The 14,164-nt window shown below is 40.4% G+C and carries 8 protein-coding genes, 2 tRNA genes and 3 rRNA genes; 4 read left to right on the top strand and 9 right to left on the bottom strand.

Going from position 1 to position 14,164, the window contains the following annotated elements; translation table 11 throughout:
* Positions 1-86: 86 nt before the first annotated feature.
* From rrf to QZ136_RS04825, 5 genes are all read right to left on the bottom strand, one after another.
* Positions 87-198: ribosomal RNA gene (gene rrf, locus QZ136_RS04805) — 5S ribosomal RNA — on the bottom strand.
* Positions 199-418: 220 nt separating this feature from the next.
* A 23S ribosomal RNA gene (locus tag QZ136_RS04810) occupies positions 419-3,301 on the bottom strand.
* Between the two features lie 396 nt (positions 3,302-3,697).
* Positions 3,698-3,771 (bottom strand) — tRNA-Ala (locus tag QZ136_RS04815).
* A gap of 107 nt (positions 3,772-3,878) precedes the next feature.
* Positions 3,879-3,953, bottom strand: a tRNA-Ile gene (locus tag QZ136_RS04820).
* Between the two features lie 177 nt (positions 3,954-4,130).
* Positions 4,131-5,652: ribosomal RNA gene (locus QZ136_RS04825) — 16S ribosomal RNA — on the bottom strand.
* Together the 16S, 23S and 5S rRNA genes with 2 tRNA genes alongside form the textbook arrangement of a ribosomal RNA operon.
* A 545-nt stretch (positions 5,653-6,197) precedes the next feature.
* On the opposite strand from QZ136_RS04825, the gene QZ136_RS04830 reads away from it, so the two are divergent.
* A complete protein-coding gene (locus QZ136_RS04830) occupies positions 6,198-7,565 on the top strand; it encodes an RNA methyltransferase (RefSeq protein WP_291400930.1) in 1,368 nt (455 codons plus the stop codon).
* Here the strand turns inward: QZ136_RS04830 and QZ136_RS04835 are convergent.
* Together QZ136_RS04835 and QZ136_RS04840 are read right to left on the bottom strand one after the other, a co-directional pair.
* Entirely contained in the window at positions 7,562-7,921 is a 360-nt protein-coding gene (locus tag QZ136_RS04835; protein WP_291400932.1) for a CoA-binding protein, read from the bottom strand. The genes QZ136_RS04830 and QZ136_RS04835 overlap by 4 nt on opposite strands.
* Before the next feature lie 5 nt (positions 7,922-7,926).
* On the bottom strand, positions 7,927-9,474 hold the full coding sequence (locus QZ136_RS04840) for an FAD-dependent protein (RefSeq protein ID WP_291400934.1): 1,548 nt from the start codon (positions 9,472-9,474) through the stop codon (positions 7,927-7,929).
* Between the two features lie 92 nt (positions 9,475-9,566).
* On the opposite strand from QZ136_RS04840, the gene QZ136_RS04845 reads away from it, so the two are divergent.
* The 3 genes from QZ136_RS04845 to QZ136_RS04855 all read left to right on the top strand — a co-directional run bounded on the left by QZ136_RS04845 (position 9,567) and on the right by QZ136_RS04855 (position 11,463).
* Positions 9,567-10,145, top strand: coding sequence for a LemA family protein (locus tag QZ136_RS04845; protein WP_291400936.1), 579 nt, complete (start codon positions 9,567-9,569; stop codon positions 10,143-10,145).
* Positions 10,146-10,210: 65 nt separating this feature from the next.
* A complete protein-coding gene (locus tag QZ136_RS04850; protein WP_291400938.1) occupies positions 10,211-10,645 on the top strand; it encodes a TPM domain-containing protein in 435 nt (144 codons plus the stop codon).
* A 29-nt stretch (positions 10,646-10,674) separates the two neighbouring features.
* A complete protein-coding gene (locus tag QZ136_RS04855; protein ID WP_291400946.1) occupies positions 10,675-11,463 on the top strand; it encodes a TPM domain-containing protein in 789 nt (262 codons plus the stop codon).
* Positions 11,464-11,687: 224 nt separating this feature from the next.
* Here the strand turns inward: QZ136_RS04855 and QZ136_RS04860 are convergent, their stop codons facing one another.
* Both QZ136_RS04860 and dnaA read right to left on the bottom strand, forming a co-directional pair.
* The gene (locus tag QZ136_RS04860) at positions 11,688-12,158 is read right to left on the bottom strand and encodes a nuclear transport factor 2 family protein (protein ID WP_291400948.1); all 471 of its coding nucleotides are present in this window, start codon (positions 12,156-12,158) and stop codon (positions 11,688-11,690) included.
* Between the two features lie 411 nt (positions 12,159-12,569).
* A complete protein-coding gene (gene dnaA / locus QZ136_RS04865; RefSeq protein WP_291400950.1) occupies positions 12,570-13,997 on the bottom strand; it encodes a chromosomal replication initiator protein DnaA in 1,428 nt (475 codons plus the stop codon).
* Positions 13,998-14,164 lie beyond the last annotated feature (167 nt).

Consider the following 14,164-nt stretch of genomic DNA (forward strand, 5'->3'; position numbering starts at 1 on the left):
TTTTACATAGAAGATGTTACAAACAAAAAACCCTCATCAGTTTTAGCTGTGAGGGTTTTGTTTAACAAAGCGTGGCTTTGTATAAAATTTGGCACCGACCTACTCTCCCACCTTTTACGGCAGTACCATTGGCTCTGGCGGGCTTAACTTCTCTGTTCGGAATGGGAAGAGGTGGACACCGCCGATATAGGCACCTAAATATCTTATTAGTAGTTAGTAGGGAGTACATAGTAGTTAGATAGACTAACTCATAAATAAACCTCCTAGTATTTAGCTCGATTTTATATCTCTATACTAAATACTCAGTACTAAGTACTAAATAAATATCTTAACATAAGGGAAAAAAGTACTTGAATAAGAAAACAACAATATTGTAGCTACTTGCGTAGTCTATCTGCCTTGCACAAGGAAACCCTGTGCGAAGAAAGCTTCGGGTAATTAGTATTACTCGGCTATGATGTCACCACCTTTACACCTGTAACCTATCAACGTAGTAGTCTTCTACGGCCCTCAATGGAAGTCTCATCTTGTGGCTAGTTTCGCACTTAGATGCTTTCAGCGCTTATCTATTCCAAACGTAGCTACTCTGCAGTACAGCTGGCGCCATAACAGATTCACTAGCGGTTTGTCCATCCCGGTCCTCTCGTACTAAGGACAGCCCCACTCAAACTTCCAACGCCCACAACAGATAGGGACCGAACTGTCTCGCGACGTTCTGAACCCAGCTCGCGTGCCACTTTAATCGGCGAACAGCCGAACCCTTGGGACCTTCTCCAGCCCCAGGATGTGACGAGCCGACATCGAGGTGCCAAACCTCCCCGTCGATATGAGCTCTTGGGGGAGATCAGCCTGTTATCCCCAGCGTACCTTTTATCCTTTGAGCGACGGCCCTTCCATGCAGAACCGCCGGATCACTATATCCGTCTTTCGACCCAGATCGACTTGTCTGTCTCACTGTCAAGCAAGCTTATGCTATTGCACTCCGCGTACGGTTACCAAGCGTACTGAGCTTACCTTTGAAAGCCTCCGTTACTCTTTTGGAGGCGACCACCCCAGTCAAACTACCCACCAAACAATGTCTCCCGCTTTGCGGGATTAGACACCGTATACAGAAAGGGTGGTATTTCAAGGTTGTTTCCACGACTCCTGGCGAAGCCGCTTCAATAACTCCCACCTATCCTACACATCCTGTATCCAATATCAATGTTAAGTTGTAGTGAAGGTGCATGGGGTCTTTCCGTCCCGTTGCGGGTAACCGGCGTCTTCACCGATACCACAATTTCACCGAGCTCATGGCTGAGACAGCGCCCAGATCGTTACACCATTCGTGCAGGTCGGAACTTACCCGACAAGGAATTTCGCTACCTTAGGACCGTTATAGTTACGGCCGCCGTTTACTGGGGCTTCAATTCAATGCTTCGGATTGCTCCTAACATCCCCTCTTAACCTTCCAGCACCGGGCAGGTGTCAGGCCTTATACTTCATCTTTCGATTTTGCAAAGCCATGTGTTTTTGTTAAACAGTCGCCTGGGCCTTTTCACTGCGGCTGATATTGCTACCAGCGCCCCTTCTCCCGAAGTTACAGGGCCATTTTGCCGAGTTCCTTAGCCATGATTCACTCGAGCACCTTAGGATTCTCTCCTCGACTACCTGTGTCGGTTTACGGTACGGGTTTTTATAACCTGAAGCTTAGCGGGTTTTCTTGGAAGTCTGTTTACCTGCTCTATCTACGCCCCCGAAGGTTTGCAGTACTATTGGGTTTCAGCTAGACCGGCGGATTTGCCTACCAGTCCAATACCTACGCCTTTTAACGATCTATTCCGTCAGATCGCGGCAGTGTCACTACTCCGTCACCACATCGCAGTTATAAAAAGTATGGGAATATTAACCCATTGTCCATCGGCTTCCCCCTTCGGGTACACCTTAGGCCCCGACTAACCCTGATCCGATTAGCGTTGATCAGGAAACCTTAGTCTTTCGGTGGGCGGGTTTCTCTCCCGCCTTATCGTTACTTATGCCTACATTTGCTTTTCTAATCGCTCCACCACCGCTAACGCGTATAGCTTCACTGCAATTAGAATGCTCCCCTACCACGTGTATAAATACACATCCATAGCTTCGGTGATATACTTAATGCCCGTTTATTATCCATGCCCGATCGCTCGACTAGTGAGCTGTTACGCACTCTTTAAATGAATGGCTGCTTCCAAGCCAACATCCTAGCTGTCTGTGCAATCGGACCTCGTTAGTTCAACTTAGTATACACTTGGGGACCTTAGCTGATGGTCTGGGTTCTTTCCCTCTCGGCGCGTGACCTTAGCACCCCGCGCCTCACTGCCGGCCATATTTCATTAGCATTCGGAGTTTATCTGGATTTGGTAGGATTTGACTCCCCCGCACCCAATTAGTAGCTCTACCTCTATGAAACTTAATGCCGACGCTGTTCCTAAAAACATTTCGGGGAGTACGAGCTATTTCCCAGTTTGATTAGCCTTTCACCCCTACCCACAAGTCATCCGGAAACTTTTCAACGTTTATCGGTTCGGTCCTCCAGTACGTGTTACCGCACCTTCAACCTGCTCATGGGTAGATCACAAGGTTTCGCGTCTACCCCCTCTGACTATACGCCCTATTCAGACTCGCTTTCGCTTCGGCTTCGTGACTTAATCACTTAACCTTGCCAGAGAGGAGTAACTCGTAGGCTCATTATGCAAAAGGCACGCCGTCACAGAACAAGTCTGCTCCGACCGCTTGTAAGCACACGGTTTCAGGTTCTATTTCACTCCGCTATTCGCGGTTCTTTTCACCTTTCCCTCACGGTACTAGTTCACTATCGGTCTCTCAGGAGTATTTAGCCTTACCGGATGGTGCCGGTAGATTCCCACAAGGCGTCTCCGACCTCGCGGTACTCAGGATCCTACTAGGTTATTATCGCTTACGTGTACGGGATTCTCACCCTCTATGATTGACTTTCCCAAGCCATTCCACTTCACTTTAATATACCACGTCGTAGTCCTACAACCCCAGTTATGCCGTAACATAGCTGGTTTGGGCTGTTTCCCTTTCGCTCGCCACTACTTAGGAAATCACTATTGTTTTCTCTTCCTCCGCTTACTTAGATGTTTCAGTTCAGCGGGTTTGCGCATTCTTGCAACTAGTCTTCAACTAGTTAGGTTTCCCCATTCGGAAATCTTCGGATCAAATCATATTTGCTAATACCCGAAGCTTATCGCAGCTTATCACGTCCTTCATCGCCTCTGAGAGCCTAGGCATCCCCCGTGTGCCCTTTCTTACTTTCTTCTTCTAACTGCCTTTTGCTCAGTTAGAATGCTTTTTTGGTCGAAATGAGTATTGAGATTTGAGATTTGAGATGCTAGACTTGCGCCATGTATCTTCAATCTCTTATCTAATTGCTCAGATCTAACCTACTGTTGTCTTCTCTTTCAATTACTTTTTTCCAATATGTCAAAGAACGTTTGTCTAGATGTAAGATCTGTGATCTGAGATGTGTGATTTGAACATGAGATTCACTTGCGCTTCTCTCATATCTCATATCTAATATCTCATATCTAACATCTCTAGTCTAAACTAGTGGATAATCTCGGACTCGAACCGATTAAAAGACCCCTGCGGTCAATTTCCAATGTCTTGTTTCTGTATGTCAATTCAAATTGCATCGCGCAATTCATTTTTTTTGTGGAGAATAACGGATTCGAACCGTTGACCCCCTGCGTGCAAGGCAGGTGCTCTAGCCAGCTGAGCTAATCCCCCGAAAGTGAGTATTTAGTAATTAGTAGGTAGTATTTAGTAGGTAGTATTCAAATCGACTTCTTTGTGGAAGTCTAAATACTATGTACTAAGTACTATGTACTAACAAGTAGTCCCGAGCAGATTTGAACTGCTGACCCCTACATTATCAGTGTAGTGCTCTAACCAGGCTGAGCTACGGGACTCTATAAAAGAGTATTGAGTAGTGAGTATTGAGTAGTGAGATATCACACATCGCTAAACCCACCGTATCAATCCCGTCTCAAATTGGAGCACTATAAGGCTCATCTTTTGGGTTATCTTTTGTTTTTTTATTAAAGAAAATCAATGAAGTATAACGAGCGCAGTTAAAAACGCTCTAGAAAGGAGGTATTCCAGCCGCACCTTCCGGTACGGCTACCTTGTTACGACTTAGCCCTAATTATCTGTTTTACCCTAGGACGCTCCTTGCGGTTACGTACTTCAGGTACCCCAAACTTTCATGGCTTGACGGGCGGTGTGTACAAGGCCCGGGAACGTATTCACCGCATCATTGCTGATATGCGATTACTAGCGAATCCAACTTCAAGAGGTCGAGTTGCAGACCTCTATCCGAACTGTGAACAGCTTTTTGAGATTGGCATCCTGTTACCAGGTAGCTGCCCTCTGTACTGCCCATTGTAGCACGTGTGTAGCCCCGGACGTAAGGGCCATGATGACTTGACGTCGTCCCCTCCTTCCTCTCTGTTTGCACAGGCAGTCTGTTTAGAGTCCCCACCATTACATGCTGGCAACTAAACATAGGGGTTGCGCTCGTTGCGGGACTTAACCCAACACCTCACGGCACGAGCTGACGACAGCCATGCAGCACCTAGTTTCCTGTCCTTGCGGACGCATCCATCTCTGGATACTTCAGTAACTTTCAAGCCCGGGTAAGGTTCCTCGCGTATCATCGAATTAAACCACATGCTCCTCCGCTTGTGCGGGCCCCCGTCAATTCCTTTGAGTTTCACCCTTGCGGGCGTACTCCCCAGGTGGAATACTTAACGCTTTCGCTTTGACGCTAACTGTATATCGCTAACATCGAGTATTCATCGTTTAGGGCGTGGACTACCAGGGTATCTAATCCTGTTTGATCCCCACGCTTTCGTGCCTCAGCGTCATTAACACCTTAGTAAGCTGCCTTCGCAATTGGTGTTCTGTGACATATCTATGCATTTCACCGCTACTTGTCACATTCCGCCTACCTCAAGTGTAATCAAGCCCATCAGTATCAAGGGCACTGCGATGGTTGAGCCACCGTCTTTCACCCCTGACTTAATAGGCCGCCTACGCACCCTTTAAACCCAATAAATCCGGATAACGCTTGGATCCTCCGTATTACCGCGGCTGCTGGCACGGAGTTAGCCGATCCTTATTCTTACAGTACATTCAGCTCACTACACGTAGCGAGGTTTATTCCCGTATAAAAGCAGTTTACAACCCGTAGGGCCGTCTTCCTGCACGCGGCATGGCTGGTTCAGAGTTGCCTCCATTGACCAATATTCCTTACTGCTGCCTCCCGTAGGAGTCTGGTCCGTGTCTCAGTACCAGTGTGGGGGGTCATCCTCTCAGATCCCCTAGACATCGTAGTCTTGGTGAGCCGTTACCTCACCAACAAACTAATGTCACGCATGCCCATCTTAATCCTATAAATATTTGATTATTCTACGATGCCGTAAAATAATGTTATGCGGTGTTAATCTCTCTTTCGAGAGGCTATCCCCCTGATTAAGGTAGGTTGCATACGCGTTACGCACCCGTGCGCCACTTTCCCAGAAAGCAAGCTCTCTGGTATCGTTCGACTTGCATGTATTAGGCCTGCCGCTAGCGTTCATCCTGAGCCAGGATCAAACTCTCCATTGTAAAATGTTGGTTTGTCCTAGCCCTATTATATCTCAAATAGAACTAGTATTAATTATATCTATTATCGTTTCTAACTTCAAAATAACAAGTATCTCTTACTCATTATACTTCAATTGATATCTCTTTAAAGAACGTTGCGCTTTCCCTCACGGTACAGCTTATATTTGCTACCAGTCTCCTGGTCGTAAATCTTTCATCTTTTATTCGCTCAAAGCATCGCGCTTCTCGCTTGTTTTTAATATCCCGTTTTGTTTGGGACTGCAAAGGTAGAAACATTTTCCACTCCTGCAAAATTTATTTGATTTTTTTTATTCGAAGACTCTTAAACCCTCTTCAACCTTTTCAAAAACCAAATACCTCAAATAACAATCCCCACATCTCTTCCTTGCGGGGTTGCAAAGATACCAAATTATTTCACCCAACACAATAAATAATCACTTTTATTCACAACATTAACCTAACTGCCTGATAAAGAATCAATAAATTTTATTTGGCAAGGAATTATAAAGGGATATGTTAATATTCCTGTATTTTTGATCTTAATTATGGCAAGCAAACTTCCTCCAGCACTTATTCGTTCTTTAATTGAAGAATATCATATTGAAGACCAAGCATTTATTGAAACTCATACTAATGGAGATCAGCTAACTTCTATCCGATTAAACCCATTAAAGCCTATAAATGCGTTTAGTGAAGCAGAAAAAATGCCTTGGTGTAATAACGGTAGATATCTTACAGAAAGACCTTCTTTTACTGCAGATCCTTTATTTCATGCAGGATGTTATTATGTACAAGAAGCTTCCTCGATGTTTTTAGAACAGGTGCTAAAAAACACCTTAGACTTAAATGAAAACATAAAGGTTCTTGATTTATGTGCTGCGCCAGGCGGAAAGAGTACTTTAATAAGCTCCTTGTTAACTAAAGATAGCTTACTACTTGCCAATGAAATAATCAAAACGCGTGTCCCAGTTTTATGCGACAATTTAAATAAATGGGGGCCCGAGAATACATTTGTGAGTAATAATGACCCGAAAGACTTTAAAAGACTAGAGGGTTATTTTGATGCTATTGTGGTTGACGCCCCTTGTTCTGGATCTGGAATGTTTCGGAAAGATCCTGCAGCCATTGATGAATGGTCGGAAGCAGCTGTTTTATTGTGTAGCCAGAGGCAACAACGAATACTAGCCGACATTATGGATTCATTGAAGCAAAATGGCATCCTAATATATTCCACTTGCTCCTATTCCAAGCAGGAGAATGAAGATATTTCGGACTGGCTTTGTGAAACATTTGAATTGGAAAACGTAAGAATACCAATCGAAGACTCGTGGGGTATCGTGGAAACACAATCTGATCAACATAAAAGCTATGGCTACAGATTCTATCCCCACAAGGTAAAAGGAGAAGGTTTTTTTATTGCCGCATTTAAAAAGAAATCAGTTAGTGCTATCCCACAAATAAGAAGAGCAAAAGAAAACGGAGTAAATACAAAAAGCAATGAAATTCTCAATAAATGGCTTAATGAATCGCCAGATTTGCGAAAAGTTAATATAAATGAGGAGTTTTTTGCAATACCTGCAAAATTGGAGGCCGACTTACAATACTTACAATCTAGGTTATACCTTAAAAAATCAGGTATTCGAATTGGGAAAGTAATGGGCAAGGACCTAGTTCCAAATCATGAATTGGCGGTAAGTCTTGTAAACAATGTAAATACATACCGAATTAACTTAAATCGTGATCAATCTATATCTTATCTCAAAAGGGAGGAGTTAAAAATAGAATCGGAGCATAGAGGATGGGCATTAATGTGTTTTGAGAGCTATCCACTAGGCTGGGCAAAAATTTTAGATAATCGAATAAACAATTATTTCCCAAAAGAGATTCGAATTACCAACCCGAATGTTATTTAATACTGACCAGTAGATAAAAGCACTAAGGTACAAGCCTCTGTAGTTTCAATTCCATGCTCTTCGGCTAAATTTTCAAGTTCTACATTTTCGGTGCCTGGGTTGAAAATAATTCTATTAGGCTTTGAATTAAGAATATATTCGTAAAAAGGAATCTGGTTAGCTGGACCTAAATAAAGAGTTATGGTATCAATATCATCATGTATAATTTCAGGCAATTCGATTGCTACTCCGGCAACTTCGCCTGATTTTAATCCCACATTCACTATAGGATGACCATGAGAAACTAATTTATAGGCTGCAATATTCGAATATCGTTCTGGATTTTTGCTTGCGCCAAGGATTAATGTTTTTTTCATAGGTTTTAATTTATTTTTTTAAATACCGCTTCCGCGCAATTCATGCCATCAATAGCTGCAGAAACGATTCCTCCTGCATAGCCAGCCCCTTCCCCGCAAGGGAAAAGCCCTGAAATTTGCGGATGTTCTAAGCTTTCTTTATCTCTAGGAATTCTTAATGGCGAGGATGTTCTTGACTCTACACCTACTAATATTGCCTCATTGGTAAAATATCCATTCATCTTTTTACCAAATGCAGGCAAGGCTTTTTGGAGTCTTTTATAGATAAAATCAGGTAATACAGATGTTAGATCAGTAGATTTTGCACCTGGAATATACGAATTTTTGGGCAGATCTGAAGAAAATCGGTTATTAACAAAATCTACCATACGTTGTGCAGGAGCCACCAAATTGCCACCACCGACTTCAAAAGCAAGTTTTTCGACCTGAGATTGAAAATTTAGCATTTTAAAAGGGTCGTTCTCACTACCTGGAACATCTTCAAGATTAACTTGTACAACAGTTCCAGAATTGGCGAATGGATTATTTCGCTTGGAGGGCGACCATCCATTAACTACAATCTCATTTTGATCTGTAGAACATGGTGCTATAATTCCGCCGGGGCACATACAAAATGAAAACACTCCCCTATTATCTACCTGCTCAACCAAACTATAATAAGAAGGAGGAAGATAGGGTCCGCGATCAGTACAATGGTACTGTGCTTGGTCAATAATTTCTTGAGGATGTTCAATCCTGACCCCAAGCGCAAAAGGTTTTGCCTCTATTAGAACATTATGTCTTTCTAGCAGATAATAAATATCTCTAGCTGAATGCCCTGTAGCAAGAATTAGGCCTTGGGCTTCAAACTGTTTATCGCCAGCGATTACACCTTTTAATTTATTATTTGAAATAATTAAATCGCTAACACGGCAATCAAAATGGATCTCAGCACCATCATTAAGTATTTTTTCTCGGATAGAGGTAATTATTCCGGGAAGCTTGTTGGTACCAATATGTGGACGTGCATCTATTAATATGTCTGTTGTGGCGCCATGAGCGACGAATGTTTTTAAAACATATTGAATATCGCCACGCTTATTTGAACGAGTATATAGTTTACCATCCGAGTAAGTCCCAGCTCCGCCTTCGCCAAAACAATAATTAGAATCATTGTTGATAATTCCTTCCTTATTTATTAAAGCTAGATCTCTCCTTCTTTGCTTCACGTCTTTACCTCTCTCAATTACGATTGGTTTAAGTCCGAGTTCAATACATTTCAAAGCAGCAAACATACCCGCGGGTCCGGCTCCAATTATCAAAACCGGCTTTTTGTCGCTGACATTTTGATCTAAAACTGCAATTATTTCAGGTTCAGCTACTTCGTCAATAAAAACATTTATCTTTAAGCGGTATACAACTTTACGACCGCGAGCATCGATGGAACGTTTGAGGATTTGAACGGATTTAACACGCTCGGGACTTATATTTAAGGCATTACATGCATTTTGATGAATGATTTTTTCATCGGCAGCATGTTCAGGGATTAGAACAATTTCAATTTCTTTTATCATATTTCTGCCAGGTATTATCCTGGATTTGTAACAAAGGTATGAAAATTGAATCCTATACCGTAAATTTATATAATAGAGAAAATTAATCAATCATGAAAAGAATAGTATTGTATTTCATTGGATTTTTCGCTGTGCTTTCATTTAGCTCATGCGGATATAACTCCATGGTAAAATTAGATGAGCAAGTTACTTCACAATGGGCTCAGGTAGAGAACGTTTATCAAAGAAGAGCGGATCTAATTCCGAATCTTGTAAATTCTGTTAAAGGAGCAGCAAATTTCGAAAAAGAAACATTAACGCAGGTTATTGAGGCGCGTGCTAAAGCTACTTCGGTAAATGTTGATCCCACAAAACTAACACCTGAGTCGATTGCTCAATTTCAAGCAGCGCAAGGTGCTTTAAGTCAGTCGCTAGGTCGTTTATTAGCAACCGTTGAAGCTTATCCTGAACTAAAGGCAAATCAAAATTTCTTGGAGCTTCAAGCACAACTTGAGGGATCTGAAAATAGAATTACCGTTGAACGTCAAAAGTTTAACACTGTAACACAAGAATACAACTCAACAATTAGAACATTCCCTAATAATTTAACAGCAGGAATGTTTGGATTTAAGACTAAAGGTTATTTCCAAGCTGAAGCTGGAGCTAACAAAGCCCCAAAAGTTGAGTTTTAAGAGCATTTAATACATATTTCATTAAAAAATCGCCGGGATTTATTCCGGCGATTTAAATTTTAGCCATGTCAATATTTAGCGAAAAAGAGCAAGAGCTTATCAGCAATGCTGTTGAATCAGCAGAAAGGTACACCTCGGGTGAGATCCGTATTTGTGTTGAAAAAACCTGTAGCGAGCCAGTTTTGGATCGTGCAGCAAACTATTTCAAGAAATTGGGCATGGATAAAACTGCACAAAGAAATGGTGTTTTGATTTATATAGCCACCGAGGACCATCAATTTGCCATCATTGGGGATGCAGGAATAAATAAGTTAGTCCCGCATGATTTTTGGGACAGTACCAAAGATACTATGCTTGCATACTTTAAGGAAGGCGATTTAACAGCAGGCATAATCGCGGGAATAAAAATGGCTGGTGATCAGTTAAAAACCTATTTTCCATATCTTGATGGTGATGTTAATGAATTGCCAAATGAGATCTCTTTCATGGATGGTAAATAATGAGATTTACAAAGACAATAAAGCTTCAAATGAGATTTAAACATATTTTTCCTACGATTGTATTTCTGTTATTCAGTGCTGTATTGTTTGCACAGACTTTCCCTGAAAAGCCAAATCGATTGGTTAACGACTATACACAAACACTTTCAGTACAGCAGATAGAGCAATTAGAGCAAAAGCTTGTTGCTTTTGATGATTCTACTAGCACACAAATTGCCGTAGTCTTAATTAAGTCGCTAGAGGGTTATGATGTAGCTGATTATGGTGTTAGACTTGCAGAGTTGTGGGGTATTGGAGGAGCTAAAAATAATAATGGGGTCTTGGTTCTGGTGTCGCTTGGCGATAGAAAAGTTACCATTCAGACAGGATATGGCGTTGAGGGGGCTTTACCTGATGCAATTACAAAAAGAATTATTGAAAGAGAAATTAAGCCAAACTTCAAAGCTGGCGATTACTTTGCCGGACTTGATGAAGGCACGAATGCAATAATCTCATATACTAAAGGAGAATACAAAAATGACGAACCTAAAAAAGGTCGCAAGGAAGGTGGAATTGGCATTGGCTTTATCATTATTATGATTATTATTATTCTCATTGCTATCAAAAAAGGTGGCGGTGGTGGAAGTGAAGTTATTGGTGGCAGAGGCAGCGCAAGTCCGTTTTGGTGGTTATTAATGGGTTCACAGATTGGGCGTGGGAATAGTGGTGGATTTGGCGGGTTTACCGGTGGCGGTGGTGGATTTGGCGGCGGTGGCGGCGGCTTTGGTGGATTTGGTGGTGGAAGTTTTGGCGGCGGTGGTTCTAGCGGTAGCTGGTAATATTTTTATGCTTGTGAACTTTCACTGAACAAAGATCTATAATCTTTGTAAATCAGTAACATTCTTTAATGTTTAATAGATATTTAATAGCCTTGGATTTAAATCCAAGGCTATTTTAGTAATTGGAAATTTGAAATAATTCCAATAATTTTTTACTGTTTCTGCTAAGCAAAAAATCTATAAAATAAATCTAAGCTGATTGTTAAAATGAAATTACAATTGGATTATTGGCAACCTTCCTTCTTTGAAGTATCAATTAAATAAACAATCTTCCAGCCTTCAGCGTATTTTACTAGGGTTATATTGTCTGTTCCACAGTGCGAAAAATTATTTCCGATTTGGAAGATATATCTACCCCAAACTTGAGCTAGGTTCCCATCGATTAAAATCTGATCGAAATCCATCACTTCATTCCATATCTTGTCTGCAGCTTTAGGCTGGGCAATAGCCTTAAGCCAAGGCTCTATACGATTAGCGCTAACCGTAGCCGATAGCCCGTCTTTAGCAGGTAGAATAGTTTGCAGAACAGCATTAGGTGCAAATACACTGTTAACCATTGCTGAATCAGATGTTCTCATTCCTTCAAATACGGTATTAACCACTTTTTTTATAGCTTCCTTTTCAAGATTTGATGTTTGTGCACTTGCCCATGTACTGAGCAATATGCCGAGCATTAAGAGATAGTTTTTTTTCATTTGATACTTATGCTTAATAAATTAAATGCTGTAAATACATGCAATATATATTGCTTTCAATCGAAAGTGATCATTAAAACCATACAAGTTGAGCAATATCAACACCGACCAAATTAAATATTAATTTTGATAATATAGATAAACAAAAAGCAATTCGAAAGCTTCGGTTGAGTTAGATATAATTGTTGGAATCTAAATTGCCTGAACAAAAGATTATCAATAAACGTAGAGCGTTTTAGTTAAAGCTTTACAGGATAAATCACAAGGAGGAATTGTTTTTAAAGAGCTTCAAAGAAGGTAAATAATTGCATTCCAAATCTATTCTTGAAAATAGATAATCAAGGAAACAATATTGAAACGCATTCTTAAAGTGCTTAAAAGAGTATGATTTAGATTAATTGACTTATTCAATTAGCTCATTTTCAATTTCTTCTGAATATCAGCAACATACGCTTTAAATTTCTTATCGGTATCAATTAGATCATCTACGGTTTGACAAGCATAAATCACTGTTGAGTGATCGCGGCCACCGAAGAATGCACCTATCGACTTAAGAGAAGTTTTGGTATGAAGCTTGGCTAAGTACATAGAAATTTGACGTGCCTGAACAATTTCACGTTTTCTAGTTTTGGATTTAACCATATCGATTGGAACTTCGAAATATTCGCAAACTAGCGATTGAATATATTCCATTGAAATTTCTTTGCTTGAATTCTTAATGAAATTCTTAAGCATTGATTTGGCTAAATTGAGATCAATTTCCTTTTTATTAAGAGTGGATTGAGCTAAAAGAGAAACCATCGCACCTTCAAGTTCTCTAACATTATTATCGATGTTATGAGCAACATACTCAATTACCTCGGTAGGCAATTCAATACCATCAGAATACATCTTTTTATTTAAGATGGCCATTCTCGTTTCGAGATCTGGAATCTGAAGATCAGCAGACAAGCCCCATTTGAAACGGGAAAGAAGACGTTCTTCTAATCCAGAAAGATCTTTTGGTGCTTTATCAGAGGTAATAATTAATTGTTTACCTGATTGATGAAGGTGATTGAAAATATGGAAGAAAATATCTTGTGTTTTTTCTTTTCCAGCGAAATTATGAACATCATCCATGATGAGCACATCCATTGCTTGATAGAAATTCACAAAATCATTGATATTATTATTCTTTAATGCGTCTACAAATTGCTGAGTAAACTTCTCACAAGAAACATACAGCACTAATTTGTCGGGTAGTGTACGCTTAATTTCATTACCGATTGCCTGAGCTAAGTGAGTTTTACCAAGACCAACAGCACCGTAAATCATCAATGGGTTAAAAGAAGTCCCACCTGGTTTACCAGCAACCGCATAACCTGCAGAACGAGCTAGTCTGTTACAATCTCCTTCAATAAAATTCTCAAAAGTATAATTCTGATTTAATTGAGGATCAACTTGCAATTTTTTCAATCCCGGAATAATAAATGGATTTTTAATATCCTTATTCAGAGAGATTGGCATTGGCATTGATTGGTTCTTTCCTTCTGCACCATTACCATTGGAAGGCATATTAGTAGTGTAGGGAATACTTGTAGAAGATTTTTCAACTACAATATTATATTCTAATCTACCCTCTTCACCCAGTTGCTTTTTAACAGTCTTACGTAATAAACCTACATAGTGTTCTTCCAGCCATTCGTAAAAGAATAAACTCGGCACCTGAATGGTTAAAATATTACCCTCAAGTCTCAAGGCTTTTATTGGCTCGAACCAAGTCTTAAAACTTTGAGCCGGGATGTTATCCTTAATAATTTGAAGACAATTATTCCAAACATGTGTAGAAGTTTTTTCCATATAATTTTACTAATAATCTGATTTCCAACCAGTGCCGAAAGAAATGTTGATAACTCTTCGGGACTTCAATAATCGGAAAAAAAAATGAATTAAAAAGTATAATTTTAAATTAGTTTTAAATCGTTGATAATCAATTAAATAACTTATTTTTTGGGCATTTAATTAAT

The organism is Daejeonella sp. (assembly GCF_017495225.1).
Taxonomy (GTDB): Bacteria; Bacteroidota; Bacteroidia; order Sphingobacteriales; family Sphingobacteriaceae; genus Daejeonella.